We start from the raw sequence: 22,898 nt of genomic DNA, 5'->3' as shown, positions 1-22,898 counted from the left end.
TGGCCGGCTGTGCTGGCGAAGGGGCGGACTGTGGTGGCGCCGCCTGGACGAGTCCATGCGGGGCTTCCTGTCACCGATTCAGGTTCAGGTCGGCCCCGATGTCTTCAAACCCATGTCACACGCTACGACGATCCTCGATGACCCTGCCGTCGTTGGGCAGGCTGCCCGGCGCCACGAGCTCGACCTCGCTGCGCAGCTTGGTGATGTCGCGCAGCGCCGCCTGCAGCTGCTCGGCAAGGCCGGCCGGCTGGCCCTCGACCTCCAGTTGCAGGCTCATGCGGTCATTGGCCAGTTCGCCATCGACCACGAGACGGGCCCGCCCACGCTGGGCGCAGCGGGCCAGCACCTCGGCGACCTGGCCGGCATGCACGAACATGCCGCGCACCTTGGCCGACTGGTCGGCGCGCCCGAGCCAGCCGCGCAGGCGCTGGTTGGTGCGGCCGCAGGGACTCATCCCCGGCATCACGGCGGACAGGTCGCCGGTGGCAAAGCGGATCAGCGGATAGCCCGGCGACAGCGTCGTCACGACGACCTCGCCGACCTCGCCATCCGGCAGCGGCTCCCCCGTGCCCGGCCGCACGATCTCGACGATGACGCCCTCGTCGACGACCAGGCCTTCGCGAGCCGTGGTCTGGTAGGCGATGAGGCCGAGGTCGGCCGTGGCATAGCACTGGTAGGCCTCGACGCCGCGTTCGGCAAACCAGGCCACCAAGGCCGGCGGGCAGGCCTCGCCGCTGACGAGGGCGCGCTGCAGATAGGGCAGCGCATGGCCGCCCTCGGCGGCCTTCTCGAGCAGGATGCGCAGAAAGCTTGGCGTGCCGGCATAGGCCTCGGGCTGCAGGTCCAGCAGGGCCTGCAGCTGCAGCTCGGTATTGCCGACGCCACCGGGAACGCTGGCCGCTCCCAACGCCCGCAAGCCCGCTTCCATCATGGCGCCGGCGGGTGTCAGGTGATAGCTGAAGCTCACATGGGCGAGTTGGCCCGCGCGCACGCCAGCAGCATGCAGGGCGCGGGCCACGCGCCAGGGATCGCCACCATCAGCATCGGGCTCGGGCTCATAAAGCGGCCCGGGCGACTGGAAGATACGCCGCGGCATGCCGGCCGCAAACCCGCCCAGGCGTAGCGCTCGGCGTGCAGCCTGCGCGGCGGCGAGGCTGCTCTTACGAGTGAGCGGCAACGTGGCCAAGGCCGCGCGCGATTTGATGCCCGCCGCATCGACACCGGCCAGCATCTCCGTATAGGCCGGGCTGCTGGACTGCGCGTGTGCGATCTGCTCCGGCACCGCGGCCATCAGCGCCGCTTCACGCTCGGCAGGGTCGCGGGCCTCAAGCGCGTCGAAGAACTCCGTCACTCGTCATCCTTCCAGCGCGTGAGCCGGCGCTTGATCTCGTCCTGCAGCTTGCGTGAGTCCGTGGCCGCCTTCAGCGTGAACGTGTCCCATTCGGGCGTGCGCGCCGGCCGCTTGGCCAGCTGCACCTTGACGGTCGCCCCGTCGATGGCCATCTTCATCACCAGGTCGGCGCCCAGCAACCAGCCTTCGCTGCGCTCGGTCAGCACACGCTGGTCGCGGGCGAAGCGCTTCAGGGTCTGCAGCGCCGAGTCCGCGTTGAACGGCGGTGGTGCGATATCCCAGCTGTCATCACTCATGCCAACCACCTCTTTCTGCGCTTGTAGCTCTTCACATCCTTGAAGCTGCGCCGCCCGTCCCCGCCGACACCGAGGTAGAACTCCTTGACGTCCTCGTTCTCGCGCAGTTCGGCCGCAGCGCCGTCCATGACGACGCGGCCGTTCTCGAGGATGTAGCCATAGTCGGCATAACGCAGCGCCATATTGGTGTTCTGCTCAGCCAGCAGGAAGGTCGTGCCCTCCTTGGCGTTGAGGTCGCGCACGATCTCGAACACTTCTTCGACGATCTGCGGCGCCAGGCCCATCGAAGGCTCGTCCAGCAGCACCATCTTCGGGTTGGCCATCAGCGCGCGGCCGATGGCGCACATCTGCTGCTCGCCGCCGGACGTGTAAGCCGCCTGACTGCCGCGGCGCGTCTTCAGGCGCGGAAAGTAGTTGTAGACCTTGTCCAGGGTGTCGCGCACGGCGGCCTTGCCGTCCTTGCGCGTGTAGGCGCCGGTCATCAGGTTCTCCTCGATCGTCAGGTGGGCGAAGCAGTGCCGCCCCTCCATGACCTGCACGACGCCACGCTCCACCATGGCCGCCGTCGACAGCTTCTCGATGCGCTCGCCGCGCAGCTCGATGCTGCCCTTGGTGACCTCTCCGCGCTCGCCTTCCAGCAGGTTGGAGACGGCCCGCAGCGTGGTGGTCTTGCCGGCGCCGTTGCCGCCCAGCAAGGCCACCACCTGGCCCTCGGCCACGCGCAGGCTCACGCCCTTGAGCACCAAGATGACGTGGTTGTAGATGACCTCGATGCCGTTGACATCGAGCAGCGGCTTGGCCATCTTCAGCTCTGGCACTCGGCAGACGTACGGCGGGTGAGCTTCTTCTCGCTGGCGTACTTGTCCGCCGCCGCCTTGACCATGGGCTTGATGATCTGCTCGTCGGCCTGGTACCAGTCAGAGCTGAAGGCCCATTGCTTGCCGTCCCAGGTATGCACGCGCACCGAGGTCGAACCCTGATGGTCGAAGCAGCTGGTGCTGATGGGGCGGATGACGCCGGTCAGGCCCAGGGCCGCGAGCTTCTTGTCGTCAAGCGCCAGGTTCTCCAGGCCCCAGCGCACCTGCTCGCCGGTCATGACCTTGCCCTTGCCGAAGCGCTCCTGCGCACGCCGCACGGCCTCCACAGCCAGCGCCTGGATGACGAGGCCGCGCGTGTAGAGCACCGAGCCGACCTCTTCCTTCGGCCCCGTGCCCTGGCCCTTGCCATGCACCAGCTTCAGGATGTCCTGGATGACCTTGGGTGCCTGGCCCGAGGTGTTGAGGTTGAGCGCGTTGTAGCCCTTGGCGCCCTCGCCCACGTCCTTCACATCGGGCTCGGCGCCCGACCACCAGACACCGTACATCTTCTCGCGCGGATAGCCGGTGGCCTGGGCCTCCTTCAGCGCCGTGGAGTTCATGACGCCCCAGCCCCACAGCAGCACATAGTCGGGCCGCGCCTGGCGCACCTGCAGCCAGGCCGATTTCTGCTCGACACCCGGTGCCGTCACCGGGATCTTGATGAGCTCGAAGCCATGCATCTTCTGGCGCTCCTCCAGCATGGGGATGGGCTCCTTGCCGAAGGGGCTGTCGTGGTAGACCAGGGCGATCTTCTTGCCCTTGAGCTTGTCCAGGCCACCCTCCTTCTTGCCCAGGTGCTGGATCAGCGCATCGGCGGCCGTCCAGTAGCTGCCCATCAACGGGAAGTTCCAGGCGAACACGCCGCCATCGGCGGAGGCCGACAGACCATAGCCCAGCGTGATCAACGGGATCTTGTCGTTGGGCACCTTGTCGGTCAGCGCAAAGGTGATGCCGGTGGCCTGAGGGTCGAACAGCGTCGCGTTCTTGCCCTTGAGCCGCTCATAGCACTCCACGCCCTTGTCGGTGGCATAGCCGGTCTCGCATTCCTCGAAGGTCAGCTTGACGCCGTTGACGCCACCGTCACGCGCATTGATGAGCTTGATGTAGTCCTGCTTGCCATTGGCCCAGGGCGTGCCGTTGGGCGAATAGGGCCCGGTGCGGTAGACCAGCAACGGGAAGAACTGCTCCTTGGCCTGGGCCACGGCGGCGGGCGCGGCGAAGAGTTGCAAAGCGGCCAGAGCCGCGCACGTGATCAGTGTCTTCATTGCCATGTCTCCTGTCGTTGTGGGTATCAATGCGGAAAGGGCCAGAGTCTGAGCTTTTCCTTGGCGGTGGCCCAGAGTCGCGCGAGGCCGTGTGGTTCCTTGATGAGGAAGAACACGATGAGGGCGCCGAAGATCATCAGCGCCAGATGCGAAGCCGTGGCCGTGTCCATGGGCAGGCCGGTCCAGTAGGGCAGCTTGTCCAGCAGCAGCGGCAGCACGACGATGAAGGCCGCGCCGAAGAAGGCGCCCGAGATCGAGCCCAGGCCGCCGATGATGACCATGAAGAGCAGGTCGAAGCTGCGCGTGATGCCAAACGCCGCCGGCTCCCAGGAGCCCAGGTGCACAAAGCCCCACAGGGCGCCGGCCACGCCGATGATGAAACTGCTGACGGCGAAGGCGCTGAGCTTGGCCTGCATGGGCCGGATGCCGATGACACTGGCCGCAACGTCCATGTCGCGCATGGCCATCCACGAACGGCCGATATGGCCGCGCACGATGTTCTTGGTGATCAGCGCGAAGACGACAACCACGCCCAGGCACAGCAGATAGCGCGCCGCCGGCGACTCGACGGGCATGCCGAAGAGGTTCAAGTTGGCGACGCTGACCGAGCCCGAGGTCGAGTCGTTGGTGACCCACTTCAGCCGCAGGCAGGCCCAATCGACAAAGAACTGTGCCGCCAGCGTCGCCACCGCGAGGTAGAGGCCCTTGATGCGCAGCGACGGCAGGCCAAAGGCCACGCCCAGCACCGTCGCGCCCAGGCCGCCCGCCAGCAGCGACACGATCAGCGGCATGCCCTCGAAGCGCGCCTGGCAGTTGTAGGCCACGTAGGCGCCGACGGCCATGAAGGCCCCCGAGCCCAGCGAGATCTGGCCGCAATAGCCGACCAGCACATTCAGGCCCAAGGCTGCGAGGCTGAGGATGAGGAAGGGGATGAAGATGGCGCGCAGCAGGTATTCGCTGGACACCATCGGGACGACGACGAAGGCGGCGATCAGCATCAGCGCCATCGCGATGCGGTCCTGCCGGATGGGCAGGATCTGGCTGTCTGCCGAGTAGCTGGTCTTGAACTGGCCGTTTTCGCGGTAGAGCATGTTCAGTCCTCGACGGGCGAAGAAACAAAGCCACAGAGGCACAGAGACACAGAGAGAACGGGCACTGGAAATTCCTCTGTGCCTCTTTGCATCTGTGGCTGTGTTGTGTCGGACTTAGACGCGATCAATGATCTTCTCCCCGAACAGTCCCTGCGGCCTCACCAGCAATACGACAAGCACAAGCACATAGCCAAACCAGTACTCAATGCCGCCACCGAGCATCGGTCCCAGGTAAGCCTCCGACAGCTTCTCCCCCACGCCAATCAGCAGGCCACCGACGATGGCACCCGGCACGCTGGTCAGCCCGCCCAGGATGACCACCGGCAGGGCCTTCAGCGCCACCAGCGACAGCGAGAACTGCACGCCCAGCTTGCTGCCCCAGATCATCCCCGCCACCAGGGCGACGAAGCCCGCCACGCTCCAGACGATGACCCAGATGCGCGACAGCGGGATGCCGATGCTCTGCGCGGCCTGGTGGTCGTCGGCGACGGCGCGCAGGGCGCGGCCGGTGGCCGTCTTCTGGAAGAACAGGCTGAGGCCGGCGACCAGGGCCGCGGCGATCAGGGCGGCATAGAGGTCTTCCTTGCTGACGAGGATGCCGCCTTCAAACGTCTGCTCGAACAAGAACATCGGGTCCTTGGGCAGGCCGATGTCGATCTTGTAGATGTCGTTGCCGAACAGCATCTGGCCGGCGCCTTCGAGCAGGTAGGCGATGCCCAGCGTCGCCATCAGCAGCGTGATGCCTTCCTGGTTGACGAGCTTGGACAGCGCCAATCGCTCGACCAGCCAGGCGACGACGACCATGACGGCCAGCGCGCCGGCGAAGGCCAGCACATTGATCAGCACCTTGCTGTCCATGCCCGTCAGCTGGGGCAGCCATTCCGCAAAGCGCGCCATGGCCAGGGCCGCGAACAACACCATCGCACCTTGGGCGAAATTGAAGACGCCGCTGGCCTTGAAGATCAGCACAAAGCCCAGCGCGATCAACGAATACAGCATGCCCGCCATCAGGCCGCCGATCAGGGTTTCGAGGAATGGCCCCATCGTCAGCCTGCCTCGACCCAAGGAACACAGCCACAGAGGCACAGAGACACAGAGAGACCTTCATCCAACTGCCTCTGTGCCTCAGTGCCTCTGTGGCTTTGTTTGAATTTCATTTCAGTGCCCTGCTCCGAGGTAAGCGCGAATCACGTCTTCGTTCTTGCGCACCTCATCCGGCGCGCCGTCGCCAATCTTCTTGCCGTAGTCCAGCACGACAACGCGGTCGGAGATGTCCATGACGACGCCCATGTCGTGCTCGATCAGCACGATGGTGGTGCCGAACTCGTCGTTGACGTCGAGGATGAAGCGGCACATGTCCTGCTTCTCCTCGACGTTCATGCCGGCCATGGGCTCGTCCAGCAGCAGCAGGCTGGGCTCCATGGCCAGGGCGCGGCCGAGGTCGACGCGCTTTTGCAGGCCATAGGGCAGGCGGCCGACCGGCGTCTTGCGGTGCGCCTGGATCTCGAGGAAGTCGATGATGCGTTCGACCTGTTCGCGCTGCTCGGTCTCCTCGCGCCGGGCCGGCCCGAGGTGCAGGGCCTGCCAGAACAGGCCGCGCTTCATGCGCAGGTTGCGGCCGGTCATGATGTTGTCCAGCACGCTCATGCCCTTGAAAAGGGCCAGGTTCTGGAAGGTGCGCGCCACGCCCATTTCGGCGACCTGGCGCGGGCTCATGCCGCGGTAGGTCTTGCCACGCAGCGTGACCGAACCCTGCTGCGGCTGGTAGACGCCGTTGATGCAGTTCAGCATCGAACTCTTGCCGGCGCCGTTGGGGCCGATGATGGCGCGGATCTCGTGCTCGCGGACATCGAAGCTGATGTCGGTCAATGCCTTCACGCCGCCGAAGGCCAGCGAAATGTTCTTCACGTCGAGGACGACGTTACCGATCTTCTTCATGCCGCCGCGCCCTTCACGGCCGGAAAGGTCTTGGCTTCGACGATGCGCAGGTCTGCCGCCACCATGGACGTGCGGCCGTCCTCGAACTTGACCTGGGTCTCGATGTACTGCGAGACCTTGCCCTCGTAGAGCGCATCGATGAGCACGCCGTATTTCTCGGCGATGGCACCGCGGCGCACCTTGCGCGTGCGCGTCAGCTCGCCGTCATCGGCGTCAAGCTCCTTGTGCAGCACCAGGAAGCGGCTGATCTGGCTGCCCGCCAGCAACTCGTCCTGGGCCAGGTCGGCATTGACCTTCTGCACGCAGTCGAGGATGAGCTCGTAGACCTCGGCGCGCTGGGCCAGGTCGGTGTAGCCCGCATAGGGCAGGTTGCGGCGTTCGGCCCAGTTGCCGACGGCCTCGAAGTCGATGTTGATGAAGGCGCAGACCTTCTCGCGCTTGTCACCGAAGCAAACCGCTTCCTTGATGTGCGGAAAGAACTTCAGCTTGTTCTCGACGTATTTGGGCGCAAACATCGCGCCGTCGAAGGCGCCGCCCATCAGCCGGCCGACATCCTTGGCGCGGTCGATGATCTTCAGGTGGCCGCCCGGCGTCAGGAAGCCGGCGTCGCCGGTATGGAACCAGCCATCGGCCGTCAGCGCCTCGGCCGTGGCCGCGTCGTTCTTGTAATAGCCCTTGAGCAGTCCGGGCGAGCGCACCAGCAACTCGCCGCTGTCGGTCAGCTTGATCTCCACGCCGTCGATGGGCACGCCCACGGTGTCGGAGCGCGCTTCGTGGTCGGGCTGCAGGCAGACGAAGACGGCCGTCTCGGTCGAGCCGTAGAGCTGCTTCAAGTTGATGCCGATGGCGCGGTAGAAGCTGAACAGGTCGGGGCCGATGGCCTCACCCGCGGTGTAGGCGACCCGCACGCGTGAGAAGCCCAGGGTGTTGCGCAGCGGGCCGTAGATGAGCACGTCGCCCAGCGCATAGGCCAGGCGATCCAGCAGGCCCACCGGCTGCTTGTCCATCAGGCGCGGGCCGACGCGGCGAGCCAAGCTCATGCAGCGCTCGAACAGCCAGCGCTTGACCGCCGACGCGTCCTCCATGCGGATCATCACCGTCGTCAACAGGCCTTCGAAGACCCGTGGCGGCGCGAAGTAATACGTCGGACCGACCTCCTTCAGGTCAATGCTGACCGTGGAGGCCGACTCCGGGCAGTTGACGACATAGCCCACGGCCAGCCACTGCGCATAGCTGAAGATGTTCTGGCCGACCCAGGCTGGCGGCAGATAGGCCAGCACTTCTTCGTCGGACGTCAGCTTGTCAAAGCGCTGGCCAGCCTGGGCGCGGTCGATCAGCGTCGCATGCGTGTGCATGACACCCTTGGGGTTGCCCGTCGTGCCCGAAGTGAAGAACAGCGCCGCCACGTCGCCAGGCAGGCAGGCCGCGACCTCGGCGGCGAAGAACTCCGGACGCTCGGCCGCATAGGCGCGCCCCCGCGACGCCAGCTCGTCCAGCGACGCCAGACCCGGCTCGTCGTAGTTGCGCAGGCCGCGCGGGTCGTCGAACCAGATGCACTTCAGCTGCGGGCACTGCTCGCGCAGTTCCAGCAGCTTGTCGACCTGCTCCTGGTCCTCGACGATGGCAAACGCAATCTCTGCATTGTTCAGCGGGAAGACGAATTCGGCCGCGACGGCATCCTGGTACAGGGGCACCGGCACGGCGCCCAGGCACTGCGCGGCCAGCATGCTGGCATACAGGCGCGGCCGGTTCTCACCGACGACCACCAGATGTTCACCGCGCCGCAGACCGGCTGCCGACAGGCCCAAGGCAAGTTCCTGTACGAGGGCCGCGAGCTGCGCCCACGACAGCGTCTGCCACACGCCAAAGGCCTTCTCGCGCAGCGCAGGCGCGTCGGGCCGCTGGGCGGCATGGTCGAGCAAGAGCCGAGGGAAGGTCGCGGTCAAGCCTGTCTCCGTTGCAGGGACTGGAGCCCCTGTCTGTGAGCGCATTCTTGCCAGGACTTTGACGCCCATCTGTCGGTACGACGACAATTTAGGGGTCTTCACGGCCCAGACTTTCCCACCCCATGGCCGTTGCGCCCCTGCCGCTCAGACAGCGCACCCGCCGGCCGACGCCCACCGAGCTGGACGCCATCCCCTGGCTGAAGCTGCTGGACGGCCCGCTGCGCGAGCGCGCCCTGACGACGCTGGAGGTCGGAGATGCCGAGCCCGGCGAGCGCCTGTGCCGCATCGGCCGCCCGGCCACGCTGTGGTTTGGCGTCGTTGATGGCCTCTTGAAGATGAACAACGACGACTCCATGGGCCAGGCTGTCACTTTCACCGGCATCCCGCCGGGCGGCTGGTTCGGCGAGGGTACCCTGCTCAAGCGCGAGGTCTACCGCTACAACATCCAGGCCCTGAGGCCCAGTGTCGTGGCCGGCCTGCCCATCGACAGTTTCCATGCGCTGCTGGACGGCAGCATCGCCTTCAACCGCTTCGTGCTGGACCAGCTGAATGAACGCCTGGGCCAGTTCATCGCCGCACGCGAGACCGACCGCATCCACGACCCCGACGTGCGTGTCGCCCGCAACCTGGCCGCACTCTTCCACCCGACCCTCTACCCCGGTGTGGGCAACTGGCTGCGCATCACCCAGCAGGAGCTGGGCTATCTGGTGGGCCTGTCACGCCAACGTGTGAACCAGGCGCTGAACCGGCTTGGCAGCGCCGGGCTGATCCGCATCGAGTACGGAGGCCTGCGGGTGCTGGACCTTCAAGGTCTCAGACGTTTCGCCTGAAGCGCCGAGGGGAGAGCTGCTCGGCCGTGACGCCCATATCGGCCAGGTCCTGCGGCAGTGCGCGCCCCACAGCCAACGCTGCGGCCGCACGGCCGAGAGCCGGCGACGTCTGGATGCCATAACCGCCCTGCCCCGCGCACCAGAAGAAGCCCGGCACCGACGCGTCGAAGCCGACGACCGGCGAACGGTCGGGGCTGAAGACGCGCAGCCCCGCCCAGCGGTGGCGCACCCGGCGCACGGGCTGACCGGTCAGCGTCTCGAAGCGGTCCACGGCAATGGCCACGTCCAGCTCCTCGGGCTGGGCATCGCAGGGCAGGCTGGGCGTTTCGTCGGCGGCCGAGATCAGCAGCAGGCCGGCATCGGGCTTGAAGTACTGGCTCTCGTCGATGGCGACGACAGCCGGCCACAGCGTGGCGTCGATGCCCTCCGGCAGGTCGATGAGGACAGCGGTGCGGCGCAGCGGCTGCAGCGGCACGGGTGCGACACCGGCCAGGGCCGCCACGTCGTCGGCCCAGGCGCCCGCCGCATTGATGACGACGCCGGCGCGAAAGGTGCCGCTGGCGGTGTGAGCCAGCCAGTTCGAGCCCTCGCGCTCCAGCCCCTGCAGGCGGGTGCCCAGCTGCAGTTCGGCACCCGCCGCGCGGGCGGTGCGCAGGAAACCCTGATGCAGCAGGTCGACGTCGATGTCGGCCGAGGTCGTGTCCAGCAGGGCGCCGGCCACCTGGTCGCGCTGCAGCACCGGCACGCGGGCCAGCACCTCGTCGGCGCTCAGCGTCGTCGTGCGCTCGCGCACATCGGCATCGGCGGTGAAGCCGGCGACGAGGTCGAGCTGACCCGTGCCAACCAGAAACAGCGTGTGCCGCTCGCGCAGCAGAGCGTCCTTGACCATGCCCTGCGACGGCGTCAGGAAATAGGGGAGGCTGGCCCGCGTCAGTGCGCGGATGGTGGCATTGCCATAGAGGGCCGAGTACAGGGCGGCCGAGCGGCCGGTGGAGTGGTAACCCGCATGAGGCTCGGCTTCCAGCACGGCCACACTCGCGCCGCCGGCGAGTGAGGCCGCCACCGAGGCGCCCGCGATGCCGGCACCGATGACGATGCAATCCACGTTCTTCGTCGGTGTCGACACTGTCGTCATTGTCTGTTGGCCCATGACTGCTTGCATGCAATTTTCCAATTTGGAAAATAAATGTACCATCACGAAAATCGTTGGGCAATGAAATCGGCGCCGCCGGTGCCGTTTGAAGGAGATTGAGTGGACGCTTCCCTGCAAGCCCGCGCTCCCGCGCAGTGGTTCGGCCAGCCGCGTGGCCTGGTGGTGCTCTTCCTGACCGAGACCTGGGAGAAGTTCTCCTTCTACGGCATGAAGGCGCTGCTGATCTACTACATGATCCGGCACCTGAATTTCCAGCAGGCCGACGCGTCGACCATCTACGGTGCCTACACGGCGGGCGTCTACCTGACGCCCATCTTCGGCGGCTATATCGCCGACCGCTGGCTGGGCCGGCGGCGCGCCATCCTCATAGGCGGCTCGCTGATGGCGCTGGGGCATTTCGTGCTGGCCTTCGAGACGGCTTTCTTCCCGGCCCTCGTGCTCATCGCACTCGGCAATGGCCTCTTCCTGCCCAATCTGCCCAGCCAGGTCGGTGACCTCTACGGCGAGAAGGATCCGCGCCGCGGCGGGGCCTACAACGTCTACTACGCCGGCGTGAACCTGGGCGGCATGCTGGCGCCGCTGGTCTGCGGCACGCTGGGCGAGCTGTACGGCTGGCATGTGGGCTTTGGGGCCGCGGGCGTGGGCATGTGCGTGGGCCTGGCCGTCTACCTGCTGGGCTCGCGCCATCTGCCGCAGGACCGGCAGCGGCCTGCAGAGGCTGCATCCACGCAGCCCACGGCGCGAGGCGGCCGCAGCTTTGTGCCGCTGCTGCTGGTGGCGCTGGCGGTGGTCGTGTTCCGCAGCGCCTACGAGCAGAGCGGCAACACCCTGGCGGTTTGGGTGGAGGCCGGCGTCGACCGCTCCTTCTGGGGCATCACCCTGCCCATGACCTGGGTGCAGTCGCTGAACTCGCTGTTCGTGCTGCTGCTCACACCCTTCGTCATCGGCAGCTGGCGCCGCGCCGCGGAGCGCGGACGGGAGTTGTCGTCCCTGGCCAAGATGGCCACCGGCGCCGCCGGCGTGGCGCTGTCCTACCTCGCCCTGTCGCTGCTGGTGCTCGGCCACGGCGGCACGCCCGTGAACATGCTGTGGGTGGTGGCCTTCTTCGTGCTCTACACCCTCGGCGAGCTCTACATCCTGCCGGTGGGTCTGGGCCTTTTCGCCAGGCTGGCGCCCCGCGGCATGGGGGCCACGGTCATTGCGGCCTGGTTTCTCGCCTCCTTCGGCGGCAACTTCCTGGCCGGGTTGGTCGGGCGTGGCTGGGAGCCCCTGGGCCCCGCGGGCTTCTTCGCGGCGCTCGCGGCGATCGCTGGCGTGTCGGCCGCGGCGCTGTTTGCGCTGAGACCGCTGCTGAAGCGCGTGGAAAGCAGATCGACTAGCGGCGCGTAGCCCTGGCCTTGGGCTTGGTGGCCGCCCTTGCCGCCTTGGCCGGCGCTGCCGGCTCGGGCGCCGCCAGGCGCTGTGAGGCCTCGACGAAATGCTGCGTCATCACGTCGCCGCTGCCGTTGCGCGGTGCGCAGGTCGCGACCAGCCGGCAGGTGCCCTCCGACGCCTTCAGATAGGCGTGGCCCATCTCGCTGTCGAAGAAGATGGAGTCGCCCGGCTTCAGGATGACGGGCGCATACAGCTCGGAGTGGAAGGCCACCTCGCCCTCGATGACGAAAGCGAACTCCTCGCCGGGGTGGCGGATCAGGTCGCCGAACTCGGCCTTGAACTCGTCCAGCGTACGCGCCCTGACCTCGGCGATCAGCGGCGTGAAGCGCTTGTTCAGCAACTCCGACGCCAGATAGGTCTGCTTGTAGCTCTGGGTGTCGACGACCTGGCCGTCACCCGCGCGGTGCACCACGCGCCGGCCGCCGCCGCTGGGCGCGGGCCGCGCGCCTTGCGCGTCCTGCAGCAGCTCGGCCATGTCCACGGCCAAGCCGCGGCTGAGCAGCATCAGCTTGTCGTAGGACAGCGAGACATTGCCTTTTTCCAATTTGGACAACGTCGACACCGCCAGGCCAGTGCGCTCGCTCACCTGGGCCAGGGTCAGGCCGAGGCGCTTGCGCACGCTGCGGATGTGGTCGCCGGGGGAGGTCGTGGAAGCCATGTCTCTGGGAAGAGCCCTGGGAAAGGGAGTCGTTTCATCTTAGGCCATGCCCAGCGGCGGGCCGTCTGCTCGCTTGCCCTGAGCCCGGTTCTGCGTTTCATCTAAGGTTTACACCAATGGGAAAGAATTTTCCAAATTGGAAACTTCACGGATCGAACCACCCAACACCATCCTGGAGCTGCCATGAGCCGGTCCGTCCCTCCCACCCGTCTGAAGCCCCGCAAGCTCGCAGTCCTGCTGGTGCCCGCCGCCCTGTGCGCATCGCCGCTGTGGGCGCAGGCCCAGGCTGCCGCCGCCGAAGGCAGCAAGGCCGATGTCGAGAAGCTCGACGTCGTGACCGTCACCGCCACGCGTCGCCGCGAGCCGGTGCGTGATGTGCCGCTGCGCGTCGAGACGCTGAGCGCCGACAACATGGACCGCGCCGGCGCCGCCTCGCTGAGCGACTATGTGGGCGGTCTGCCCGGCGTGGACGTGAAGAGCTCCGGCGGCCCAGGCCGCAATGCCGTCACCATGCGCGGCGTCAGCGTCGGCGAGCAGCAGATCGCCACCGTCGGCATGTATGTCGACGACGTCGCCTTCGGCTCCAGCAGCGCCTTCGTCGGCGGCGCCAACACGGCCCTGGACCTGTCGCTGCTGGACCTGAAGCACATCGAGGTGCTGCGCGGCCCGCAGGGCACGCTGTATGGCGCGGGCGCCATGGGCGGCCTGCTGAAGTACGTGACCAACGAGCCCGACAGCTCGCAGTTCTCCGGCAAGGTCGGCGTCGGCATGCGCCAGGCCCGCGGCGGCGGCCTGGGTCACACCGAGAACGCCGTGCTCAATGTGCCACTGAGCCAGGACGTGGCGGCCCTGCGCGTCGCGGCCTTCAACGACCACGAGGGCGGCTATATCGACGCCGTCGGCAAGGCCGCGGGCGAGCACATCAACGACGGCAACACGCGTGGCGCGCGGGTCTCGCTGCTGGTCGAGCCCATGGCCAAGATGAAGCTGCGCCTGGCCCACACCCAGCAGGACATCCAGCGCAACGGCCTCAACACCATCGAGTACGACGCCGCCAAGGGCCAACCGATCTACGGCGACCTGACCCGCCACCTCGACACGCGCGAGGCCTACAAGCTCAAGACGCGACTTAGTTCGGCCGATTTCGAATACGACTTTGGCTGGGCCCGCATGAACGCCATCGCATCCAGCCAGCGCCTGGACAGCGCCACCGGCCAGGACGCCACCGCCCTGCTGGGCGGCAACCCAGCCTTCGATTTCGTCTCGCTGGACAACGCCTTCGGCCTGCGCAAGCAGACCCAGGAACTGCGCCTGACATCGCAGCGCGGCAGCGTCGAATGGCTGCTGGGCTTCTATCGCACCAAGGAAACCGGCAACGTCGGCCAGCGCCTATGGGCCCAGGTGGCGGGTGGCGGCGGCGACATGACGCTGACGACCACGGGCCAGCCGTCCGAGTACCGCGAGCGCGCCCTCTACGGCGACCTGACCTGGAACATCGACCCGACCTGGTCGCTGACCCTGGGCGCCCGTGTCGCCAAGAACGAGCAGGTCTACACCGTCTACGTCAACGAGCAGCTGAACTCCTCGGCGCCCAGCGACGACACGGCCAAGACCTATCTGGCCACGCTGCGCTACGCCCTCGACAAGACCAGCAACCTCTACTTCCGCGCTGCCAGCGGCTACCGGCCTGGCGGCCCCAACTCGCCGGCCATCGACGCCAATGGCCAGGTCATCCCCGGCACGCCGATGACCTTCGGCCACGACACGCTGTGGAGCTATGAGCTGGGCTACAAGGCCGACCTGCTGGACAAGCGCCTCAACTTCGAAGCCGCCGTCTTCAACATCGACTGGAAGGACCTGCAGCAGCCCAAGGCCGTCGGCGCCAGCACCATCGTCGTCAACGCCGGCAAGGCCCGCGTGCGCGGCCTGGAACTGGCGGCTCACTACAAGCTCGATGCCCACTGGAACCTCGACGGCAGCCTGGCCTGGACCGACCCCAAGCTGACCGAGGGTTCCGAGGCTCTCGGCCCCTCAGGCTCGCGCCTGCCCAACACCGCCAAGCTGGCCTTCACCCTCGGCGCTCGCTATGCCTTCGACCTGGCCGGCAACCCGTCCTATGCCGGCCTGAATGTGCGCCGCGTCGGCCAGCGCAATGCCGGCTACGCCTCCGCCGGCAGCTCGGTACCCAACTTCAGCCAGCCGGCCTACACGCTGGTGGACGCGCAATGGGGCCTGGAGATGGGCCGCTGGCAGCTCGCCACCTTCGTGCGCAACCTGACCGACAAGCGCGCCATCGTGGCCGCGGATACCGCCCTGACCGCCTTCGGCCTGCCGCTCAACGTCACCACCGTCGCGCCGCGCACGGTGGGCGCCAACCTGACCTTCAACTTCTGACCCTGGAACTCCCATGAAGCAGTTGTTCAACCGCCTGCGCGTCGCCGCGCTGGCCCTGTGCGTCGGCGCCGTCACGTCCGCCTTCGCCCAGCCCAAGACCGCCACGCCGCTGACGGCCGTCGATGTCGAGGCCTTCATCGACGGCATGGTCCCCACGGCGCTGCGCAATGCGCGCGTGCCCGGCGCCGTCGTTGTCGTCGTCAAGGACGGGCAGCCCTTGCTGCAAAAAGGCTATGGCCTGGCCGACTGGGACAAGAACATCCCCGTCGACCCGAACAAGACCCTGTTCCGCCCCGGCTCGGTGTCCAAGCTGTTCACGTGGACGGCCGTCATGCAGCTGGTCGAGCAGGGCAAGCTCGACCTCGATGCCGACCTCAACAAATACATCGACTTCACCATCCCGGGCCGCAACGGCAAGGCGCTGACGCTGCGCCATGTGATGACGCACACGACGGGCTTCGAGGAGACGGCGCGCGACCTGCTGACCTACGACACCGCCGGCCCCGACCTCGGCAAAGTGCTCAAGGCCTATATCCCGCCCTACGTCTACGACCCCGGCACGACGCCCGGCTACTCCAACTACGCCACGTCCCTGGCCGGCTACATCGTGCAGCGCGTCAGCGGCAAGTCCTTCGACGACTACATGGACCAGCAGGTCTTCGCGCCGCTGGGCATGAAGCAGTCGACCTTCCGCCAGCCCCTGCCGGAAGCGCTGAAGAGCCAGATGTCGCAGGGCTATATGACCTGGGACGAGAAGCCCAAGGGCTTCGAGGTCATCAGCATGCCGCCGGCCGGCAGCCTGTCGTCCACCGGTGCCGACATGGGCCGCTTCATGCTCGCCTATCTGGGACAGGGCAAGCTGGGCGACGCGCAAATCCTCAAGCCCGAGACCGTCAAGCTGATGCACAGCCAGCTGACGCGGCCGCTGCCGGGGCTTCTCGGCATCGGCCTGGGCTTCTACGAACAGAACATCAACGGCCACCGCGTGCTGGCCCATGGCGGCGACACCGTCCTCTTCCACAGCGACCTGCTGCTCTTCGTCGACGACGGCATCGGCCTCTACATCTCGGTCAATGCGCCGGGCCATGAGCGCCAGGGTGGCTGGCTGCGTGACAAGCTCTTCGAGGCCTTTGCCGACCGCTACCTGCCCGACCAGCGCCCGGCCACCAAGCCGGAAGTGGACGAGGCCACCGCCAAGCAGCATGCCCAGCAGATGGCCGGCAACTACCGCAACACGCGCCGCGAGGACTCGACCTGGCTGTCGGTGCTGCAGCTGCTGAGTCCGGTCAAGGTGCAGGCCCTGGAGGACGGACGGATCTCCATGGAGCTGGCCGGCGCGCGCAGCAACTACCGCGAGGTGAAGCCCTATTTCTGGGAGGAGGAGCATGGCAAGCGCCGGCTGCAGGCCGTGGTGGAGAACGGCAAGGTCAAGCACTGGGGCCTGGAGCCCTATGTCTTCGCCTTCATCTTCGAACCCGTGCCCTTCATGGCCAGCACGACGGTGCTGGTGCTGATGGGCCTGTCCCTCGTCACGCTGCTGCTGACCGCCCTGCTGTGGCCCATCGCCGCCGTGCTGCGCCGCCGCCACCATGTGGCCGTGCAGCCGGCCAGGCCGGTGACCTGGGTGCGCAGCGCCAGCGTCGGCGTGATGGTGGCCCTGGGCCTGTGGGGCGTGGTGGTGTCGCTGCTGGAGAGCCTGGGCGACACGACGCTGCTGCTGCCGCTGGCGCAGTTGACGCTGGCGCTGTCGGCCGTTGGCGGCCTGGTGGTGTCAGGGCTGAATGCGCGCAGCGTGCTGAAGGTCGGCGACAAATGGGCGAAGGCGCTGGCTATCGTCTGGGTGCTGGCGTTCGCCATCCTGCTCACCGTCAGCCTCAACCATCACCTGATCAGCTTCAACCAGTGGTACTGACATGACCGCCAAGCCAATGCGGCTCTTCCTGGGCGGGCTGGTGCACGAGACCAGCAGCTTCTCACCACTGCCCACCAGCGTGCAGTCCTTCCGCGAAGGCGTGCTGATCCACCGCAGCGACCCACGCGCGCTGCAGCAGGTGGCCGCACAGCCCAATCTGATGGGCGTCGTCGCGGCCGCGGCGCGCCAGGGCGACACGCTGCTGCCGGGGCTGTATGCCGAGGCCCAGCCTTCGGGGCCGCTGTCCCGTGCCGACTACGAGTCGCTGCGCGACGAGCTGCTGGGCGACCTGCGTGCGTCGATGAGCCAGGGGCCGGTCGACGCCGTGTTGCTGGTGCTGCACGGCGCCATGCTGGCCGAGGGCTATCACGACTGCGAGGGCGACCTGCTGGTGCGGGTGCGCGAACTCATCGGCCCGAACGTGCCGCTGGGCGCGCTGCTGGACCTGCACTGCAACCTCAGCCCCGCCATGCTGGAGTCCGGCGCGGCCCTGGTGGCCTGCAAGGAGTACCCGCATATCGACTACGCCGCCCGGGGCGAGGAGCTGCACGCCATGCTCGGCGCCATGGCGCGCGGTGAGCTGGCGCTGAAGGCGCATTGGAAGCGCGTGCCGCTGCTCGGCATCTTCGGCACCACCGTCGCGCCGATGAGCGATTTCGTCGCGCGGCTCAAGGACAGCGAAGACCGGCTGCCCGGCATCCTGTCGGTGTCGGTGCTGCACGGCTTCCCCTGGGCCGACACGCCCCACACCTGCGCGGCCGTGCTGGTGCTGGCCGAGGACTCGCCGGCTGCGGCGGGCGTGGCTTCGGGCCTGCTGGAGGAACTCGCCGAGGCCTTCTACGGCATCCGTGAGACGGCGGCGGCCCAACGCCTGCCGCTGAAAGAGGCCTTGGACGCGGCCGAGGCCGAGATGCGCCTGGCCAAACCCGGCCCGGTCGTGCTGGCCGACACGGCCGACAACGCCGGCGGCGGCGCGGCGGGCGACAGCACTTTTGTGCTGCGCGAGCTGCTGGAGCGCGGCATCCGCGACGTGGCGCTGGGCATGATCTGGGACCCCCAGGCCGTGGCCATCGCGACCTCGGCCGGCGTGGGCGCGCGGCTGCCGCTGCGCATCGGCGGCAAGGTGGGCCCGATGTCGGGCGATCCGGTCGATCTGGAAGTGGAAGTGCTGGCCTGCCGCGAGGATGCCCGCCAGCGCAGCCTGACGCCGGGCGGCACCGACCCGCTCGGGCCCTCCGTGGCAGTGCGCGCCAACGGCATCGACATCGTGCTGAACAGCATCCGCCAGCAGGTGTTCTCGGCCGAATGCTTCACCCAGCTGGGCATCAACCCGGCGGCCAAGCGGCTGGTGGTGGTCAAGTCGACCCAGCATTTCCGCTCGGGCTTCGACGCCATGGCCGCGGCGGTGGTCTATGCCGATTCACCGGGCAGCCTGCAGGCCAATATCGGCGATCTGCCGTTCAAGCACCTGCCCAGGCCGGTCTGGCCTATCGATTGAGCGCTGAGATCAGGCGGCGAAAGCGATCGCTTCGGGTTCGCCGCGCGGCAGCGTGGCCCAGCGGTCGGCGCCCAGTTCGTACAGCAGGGCCGCGGCGCTGCCAGGGCCGTCGGCCAGGGTGCCCTTGAGGCGCAGCCCCAGGCATTCCAGCGTCTTGCGCGTGGGGGCATTGCTGGGCAGCACGGCAGCGACAACGGCGCCTTCACGGTGCTGCTCGAAGGCCTGGCTCATCGCGTACTGGGCCATTTCGGACGCCAGGCCGCGGCCCCAGGCCTGGGGCGTGATGCGGTAGTAGAGGTAGAGGCCGGCATGGCCAGCCACGCTGCGGTGCATGAGCCCGCCAAAACCGATGAGGTTGTCGGGCTGCTCGCGCTCGGCGATGGCCCAGTGGCCGAAGCCGCGGGTCTGCCAGTGGTTGATCCAGGATTGCAGTTGAGCTTCGATCGCTTCGCGGCCCTGCGGCGTGGCCGCGGCGCAGAAGCGGTTCACCGCCGGGTCGGCGTGCAATGCCGACAGGGTGTCCAGATCGCTGGCCTTGGGCGGGCGCAGTACCAGGCGGCGGGTGACCATGGCGGCCGGAACGGCGGCGACGGGCTCGCTGAACTCAATCTGGACCATCTAGTCAGAAACTCGGTGAAAACCCTAGGAGGGTAGCGGCGAGTCGACTCGTGCGAAAGCCCGCAGCGGCGGGAGTTGTCTCAAAACCGTCACAAAACCACGTAAAGACGGCCGAAGCCTCAGTTCTGACGGGTCGACGCCCCCTGGATCAGCGCGTTCAGCTCCTCGGCGACGACGCCGGGCCTGTCCTTCTGAATGTAGTGGCCGGTGCCCGCCACCTCGCGGCGCGTCGTACCCGGCAGCAGCACCGGCCAATGGTCCTGCAGACGGTGCATCAGGGCCTCGAAGTCGCCCTTCTCCGCCAGGCCGTAGTCGGAGCGCACCAGCAGGCGCACCGGCATCAGCGGGGCGGGCCGGGCTTGCAGTTCGGCAGCGCACGCCGCCGAAGCCTGGGCGTCGAACTCGCTGCGCATGGCGGCGCTGAACAGGCTGGCCCGCGCAGCGCCCAGCAGGCGAGCCGGCCCGGGCGCTTCCTGCTGCATGCGGGCCCAGTGATCCGGATGCGTCGGGTCGACCAGCAGCAGGGCCGCCACTTCGCTCGGATAGAGGCGGGCGAAGGCGTACTGGTAGAGGCCGCCGATGGAGTGGCCAACCAGCACATAGGGCGGACGCTGCCCGGCCGCCTGCAGCGCGGCATGCAGCTCATGCGCGATGGCGCAGGGGTCGCGCGGCTGCGCGGGGAGGGGGCCGCTGCCGCCATAGCTGGGACGGTCGTAGGCGAAGACGGCGGTACCGGGCGGCAGGCGTGGCATCACATCGCCCCAAACGTCCTTGCCGTCGCCCAGCCCCGACTGGAAGACGGCGACCGGCTGGCCCTTGCCGGACTGCAGATAGGCGATGCGACTGGGGCCGACCTGAACGGTCTGGCCTGTCTGACCAGACGGCAGGCTGGCACAGCCGGCCAGGGTGAAGGCGAGGGAAAGAGAAGCGAGGAAGCGCATGGCCCCGAAGGCTATGCGCTCGACCTCAAGCCTTCCCAAAGACGCCGCTTCAGCCGATCAGCAGCGCATTGACGCGCTTCACATAGGCCGCGGGATCTTCCAGATGGCCACCTTCGGCCAGCACGGCCTGGTCGAACAGCACCTGGGCCAGGTCGTCGAAATGAGCGCTGCCGTCCAGCTTCTTGACCAGCGCGTGTTCCGCGTTGATCTCCAGCGTCGGCTTGCTTTCGGGCGCGTTCTGGCCTGCCTGCTTCAACAGGCGCGCCAGGTGGCCGCTCATGTCGCCCTCTTCCACGACGATGCACGCGGGAGAGTCGACCAGGCGGGTCGTCACGCGCACGTCCTTGGCGCGGTCCTTCAGCGCGTCCTTCAGCTTGTCGAGCAGCGGCTTCAGGCTCTCGGCCGTCTCGTCGGCCTTCTTCTTCTCGTCCTCGTCCAACAGCTTGCCCAGGTCGACGGCGCCCTTGGCGACGGACTGCAGTTGCTTGCCTTCGAACTCGTAGAGGTGGCTGAGCATCCATTCGTCGACGCGGTCCACCAGCAGCAGCACCTCGATGCCCTTCTTGCGGAAGAGCTCCAGCTGCGGGCTGTGCTTGGCGGCAGACAGTGAGTCGGCGGTGATGTAGTAGATGACGTCCTGGCCTTCCTTGGTACGGCCGACGTAGTCCGCCAGGCTGACGTTGGCATCCGCATGCGTGGACGCGAAGCGGAACAGCTTGGCCAGGCGTTCCTGGTTCTGGTGGTCTTCGCCGATGCCCTCCTTCAGCACCTGGCCGAAGTCGGTCCAGAAAGCCGCGTACTTGGCGCGCTCGGCCTCGTCCTCGCTGTTGGCCAGGCTTTCCAGCATGCCCAGCACGCGCTTGGTGGAGCCCTCGCGGATGGCCTTCACGTCGCGGCTTTCCTGCAGCAGCTCTCTGGAGACGTTCAGCGGCAGGTCGGCCGAGTCGATGACGCCCTTGACGAAGCGCAGGTAGACCGGCATCAGCGCCTCGGCATCGTCCATGATGAAGACGCGCTTCACGTAGAGCTTGACGCCGCCGCGCTTGTCGCGGTTCCACAGGTCGAAGGGGGCCTTGGCCGGGATGTAGAGCAGCTGGGTGTATTCGCTGCGACCTTCCACGCGGTTGTGGGTGTAGGCCAGCGGCGCGTCGCTGTCGTGGCTGATCTGCTTGTAGAACTCTTCGTACTGTTCCTGGGTGACTTCGCTCTTGGAACGCGACCACAGGGCCGAAGCCTTGTTGACCGGCTCCCACTCGTCGAGTACCACCTGCTTGGCGTTGTCGGCGTCCCACTCTTCCTTCTTCATCAGGATGGGCAGGGAGATGTGGTCGCTGTACTTGCTGATGGTCGACTTGACGCGCCAGTTCTTCAGGAACTCTTCCTCGCCGTCGCGCAGATGCAGGATGACGTCGGTGCCTCGGCCCGGCTTGTTGATGGTCTCGATCTCGTACTCGCCGGTGCCTTCGCTGCTCCAGCGCACGCCCTGGTCGGCGGGCAGGCCGGCACGACGCGTCTCGACGGTGATGCGGTCGGCGACGATGAAGCCCGAATAGAAGCCCACGCCGAACTGGCCGATCAGCTGGGCGTCCTTCTTCTGGTCGCCTTCCAGCTTGGCCATGAACTCGCGCGTGCCGCTCTTGGCGATGGTGCCGAGATGCGAAGCCGCCTCCTCGGCGCTCATGCCGATGCCGTTGTCGCTGATGGTCAGCGTCTTGGCTTCTTCGTCGAAGCTGACGCGCACTTCCAGGTTAGGCTGGCCCTCGAACAGGGCCGCGTTGTCCAGGGCCTCGAAGCGCAGCTTGTCGCAGGCGTCGCTGGCGTTGGACACCAGCTCGCGCAGGAAGATCTCCTTGTTGGAGTACAGGGAGTGCGTGACGAGGTGGAGGATCTGCTTGACTTCGGCCTGGAAGGCGTGGGTTTGCTTGGTCATGGCGATGGGAAAATTTCGGGAAATCTTGGGCTGTACCGCCCGACGGGCGACCAGTTGAGGCCGGCCCGGCGGCTTTCAAGGCCCGGCAGCGTAAACCCATTCCCGTCATGGCCACCCTCCAGAACCTGGGACACGGCATCAACCGCCTGTCCAACGTCTTTTCGCCCACCGACAGCCGGCGCTTCATCGCCCAGGCCGAAGGCTTCGGTTTCCAGCCGGCCACCGTCAACACCTTGACCGGCGTGAAGCTGGAAACCGAGGTCCGCAACAACGACCGCGTCATCTTCGACAGCGCCGAGCTGGCCCAGGAAGTGTGGAAGCGCGTCGCCCTGGATCTGCCGCCGGTCTGGATGGGTCGAGGCATCGCCGGCCTGAACGAGCGCTTTCGCTTCTACCGCTATGCCCAGAACCAGAAGTTCGACTGGCATGTGGACGGCCCCTTCGAGCGCAGCAACGGCGAACGCAGCCTGCTGACCCTCCTCATCTATCTCGGCGCCGAGTACGAGGGTGGCGAGACGACCTTCGACATCGACGGCCAGCTCATCGAGGTGCGCGGCGACGAGGGCGATGTCGTCATCTTTCCGCACCGGCTGCGCCACCGCGGCTCCCTGGTCACTTCGGGCACCAAATACATGCTGCGCAGCGACGTCATGTACTTTCCCCTGACGGGCGCCAGCACGTCCAGCTTCCCCAGCCTGGACGCGCTGCGCGCGATGACAGCCGGGACATAGGGGACAGATCGGCAAAACCGGACATCGATTTCGGCTTCGTCCCCGCTACCGAGGA

General features: G+C 67.2%; 19 protein-coding genes. 6 read left to right on the top strand and 13 right to left on the bottom strand.

The window, feature by feature from the left end:
- Positions 1 to 115: 115 nt before the first annotated feature.
- From ACS5PN_RS25425 to ACS5PN_RS25390, 8 genes are all read right to left on the bottom strand, one after another.
- Positions 116 to 1,351, bottom strand: coding sequence for a phenylacetate--CoA ligase family protein (locus ACS5PN_RS25425; RefSeq protein ID WP_439466817.1), 1,236 nt, complete (start codon positions 1,349 to 1,351; stop codon positions 116 to 118).
- On the bottom strand, positions 1,348 to 1,647 hold the full coding sequence (locus tag ACS5PN_RS25420; RefSeq protein WP_439466816.1) for a hypothetical protein: 300 nt from the start codon (positions 1,645 to 1,647) through the stop codon (positions 1,348 to 1,350). Before ACS5PN_RS25420 ends, ACS5PN_RS25425 begins: the two co-directional genes overlap by 4 nt.
- The gene (locus ACS5PN_RS25415; RefSeq protein ID WP_439466815.1) at positions 1,644 to 2,450 is read right to left on the bottom strand and encodes an ABC transporter ATP-binding protein; all 807 of its coding nucleotides are present in this window, start codon (positions 2,448 to 2,450) and stop codon (positions 1,644 to 1,646) included. The genes ACS5PN_RS25420 and ACS5PN_RS25415 overlap by 4 nt, the downstream gene beginning before the upstream one ends.
- Before the next feature lie 2 nt (positions 2,451 to 2,452).
- Positions 2,453 to 3,769 carry an ABC transporter substrate-binding protein gene (locus tag ACS5PN_RS25410; RefSeq protein WP_439466814.1) on the bottom strand — a complete coding sequence of 439 codons (1,317 nt, stop codon included), beginning with the start codon at positions 3,767 to 3,769 and terminating at the stop codon, positions 2,453 to 2,455.
- A 26-nt stretch (positions 3,770 to 3,795) separates the two neighbouring features.
- Complete coding sequence (locus ACS5PN_RS25405; RefSeq protein WP_439466813.1) at positions 3,796 to 4,860, bottom strand: branched-chain amino acid ABC transporter permease; 1,065 nt, start codon at positions 4,858 to 4,860, stop codon at positions 3,796 to 3,798.
- A gap of 114 nt (positions 4,861 to 4,974) precedes the next feature.
- Positions 4,975 to 5,904, bottom strand: coding sequence for a branched-chain amino acid ABC transporter permease (locus ACS5PN_RS25400; protein ID WP_439466812.1), 930 nt, complete (start codon positions 5,902 to 5,904; stop codon positions 4,975 to 4,977).
- 114 nt (positions 5,905 to 6,018) lie between these two features.
- A complete protein-coding gene (locus tag ACS5PN_RS25395) occupies positions 6,019 to 6,798 on the bottom strand; it encodes an ABC transporter ATP-binding protein (RefSeq protein ID WP_439466811.1) in 780 nt (259 codons plus the stop codon).
- Complete coding sequence (locus ACS5PN_RS25390; protein WP_439466810.1) at positions 6,795 to 8,744, bottom strand: AMP-dependent synthetase/ligase; 1,950 nt, start codon at positions 8,742 to 8,744, stop codon at positions 6,795 to 6,797. The genes ACS5PN_RS25395 and ACS5PN_RS25390 overlap by 4 nt, the downstream gene beginning before the upstream one ends.
- Positions 8,745 to 8,866: 122 nt before the next feature.
- Here ACS5PN_RS25390 and ACS5PN_RS25385 point away from each other — a divergent pair, with 122 nt between their 5' ends.
- Positions 8,867 to 9,574: a Crp/Fnr family transcriptional regulator gene (locus tag ACS5PN_RS25385; protein WP_439466809.1), complete on the top strand. Its 708-nt coding sequence runs from the start codon at positions 8,867 to 8,869 to the stop codon at positions 9,572 to 9,574.
- On the opposite strand, the gene ACS5PN_RS25380 is transcribed toward ACS5PN_RS25385, so the two are convergent.
- Complete coding sequence (locus tag ACS5PN_RS25380; protein ID WP_439466808.1) at positions 9,558 to 10,724, bottom strand: NAD(P)/FAD-dependent oxidoreductase; 1,167 nt, start codon at positions 10,722 to 10,724, stop codon at positions 9,558 to 9,560. The two genes, ACS5PN_RS25385 and ACS5PN_RS25380, sit on opposite strands and share 17 nt — an antisense overlap.
- Before the next feature lie 102 nt (positions 10,725 to 10,826).
- Here ACS5PN_RS25380 and ACS5PN_RS25375 point away from each other — a divergent pair, with 102 nt between their 5' ends.
- Entirely contained in the window at positions 10,827 to 12,116 is a 1,290-nt protein-coding gene (locus ACS5PN_RS25375; protein WP_439466807.1) for a peptide MFS transporter, read from the top strand.
- Here ACS5PN_RS25375 and ACS5PN_RS25370 read toward each other — a convergent pair.
- A complete protein-coding gene (locus ACS5PN_RS25370; protein WP_439466806.1) occupies positions 12,103 to 12,819 on the bottom strand; it encodes a helix-turn-helix domain-containing protein in 717 nt (238 codons plus the stop codon). The two genes, ACS5PN_RS25375 and ACS5PN_RS25370, sit on opposite strands and share 14 nt — an antisense overlap.
- 183 nt (positions 12,820 to 13,002) lie before the next feature.
- Between ACS5PN_RS25370 and ACS5PN_RS25365 the strand changes: the two genes are divergently transcribed.
- The 3 genes from ACS5PN_RS25365 to ACS5PN_RS25355 are packed head-to-tail and all read left to right on the top strand — an operon-like array spanning position 13,003 to position 18,623.
- Complete coding sequence (locus ACS5PN_RS25365; RefSeq protein ID WP_439466805.1) at positions 13,003 to 15,213, top strand: TonB-dependent receptor; 2,211 nt, start codon at positions 13,003 to 13,005, stop codon at positions 15,211 to 15,213.
- Between the two features lie 13 nt (positions 15,214 to 15,226).
- Positions 15,227 to 17,125 (top strand): serine hydrolase domain-containing protein, encoded by a 1,899-nt coding sequence (locus tag ACS5PN_RS25360; protein WP_439466804.1) that lies wholly within the window; start codon positions 15,227 to 15,229, stop codon positions 17,123 to 17,125.
- A gap of 1 nt (position 17,126) precedes the next feature.
- Positions 17,127 to 18,623: a M81 family metallopeptidase gene (locus ACS5PN_RS25355; protein WP_439466803.1), complete on the top strand. Its 1,497-nt coding sequence runs from the start codon at positions 17,127 to 17,129 to the stop codon at positions 18,621 to 18,623.
- Between the two features lie 9 nt (positions 18,624 to 18,632).
- Here the strand turns inward: ACS5PN_RS25355 and ACS5PN_RS25350 are convergent, their stop codons facing one another.
- From ACS5PN_RS25350 to htpG, 3 genes are all read right to left on the bottom strand, one after another.
- Positions 18,633 to 19,241, bottom strand: a complete 609-nt coding sequence (locus ACS5PN_RS25350) for a GNAT family N-acetyltransferase (RefSeq protein WP_439466802.1) — start codon at positions 19,239 to 19,241, stop codon at positions 18,633 to 18,635.
- Between the two features lie 119 nt (positions 19,242 to 19,360).
- Complete coding sequence (locus ACS5PN_RS25345; protein ID WP_439466801.1) at positions 19,361 to 20,182, bottom strand: alpha/beta fold hydrolase; 822 nt, start codon at positions 20,180 to 20,182, stop codon at positions 19,361 to 19,363.
- A gap of 49 nt (positions 20,183 to 20,231) precedes the next feature.
- Positions 20,232 to 22,112: a molecular chaperone HtpG gene (gene htpG, locus ACS5PN_RS25340; protein WP_439466800.1), complete on the bottom strand. Its 1,881-nt coding sequence runs from the start codon at positions 22,110 to 22,112 to the stop codon at positions 20,232 to 20,234.
- A 107-nt stretch (positions 22,113 to 22,219) separates the two neighbouring features.
- Here htpG and ACS5PN_RS25335 point away from each other — a divergent pair, with 107 nt between their 5' ends.
- On the top strand, positions 22,220 to 22,843 hold the full coding sequence (locus ACS5PN_RS25335; RefSeq protein WP_439466799.1) for a 2OG-Fe(II) oxygenase: 624 nt from the start codon (positions 22,220 to 22,222) through the stop codon (positions 22,841 to 22,843).
- Positions 22,844 to 22,898: the final 55 nt, after the last annotated feature.

Origin of the sequence: Roseateles sp. NT4 (genome assembly GCF_051857475.1) — a bacterium.
Lineage (GTDB): Bacteria > Pseudomonadota > Gammaproteobacteria > Burkholderiales > Burkholderiaceae_C > Pelomonas.
This window is presented reverse-complemented; position numbering and strand designations above follow the sequence as displayed.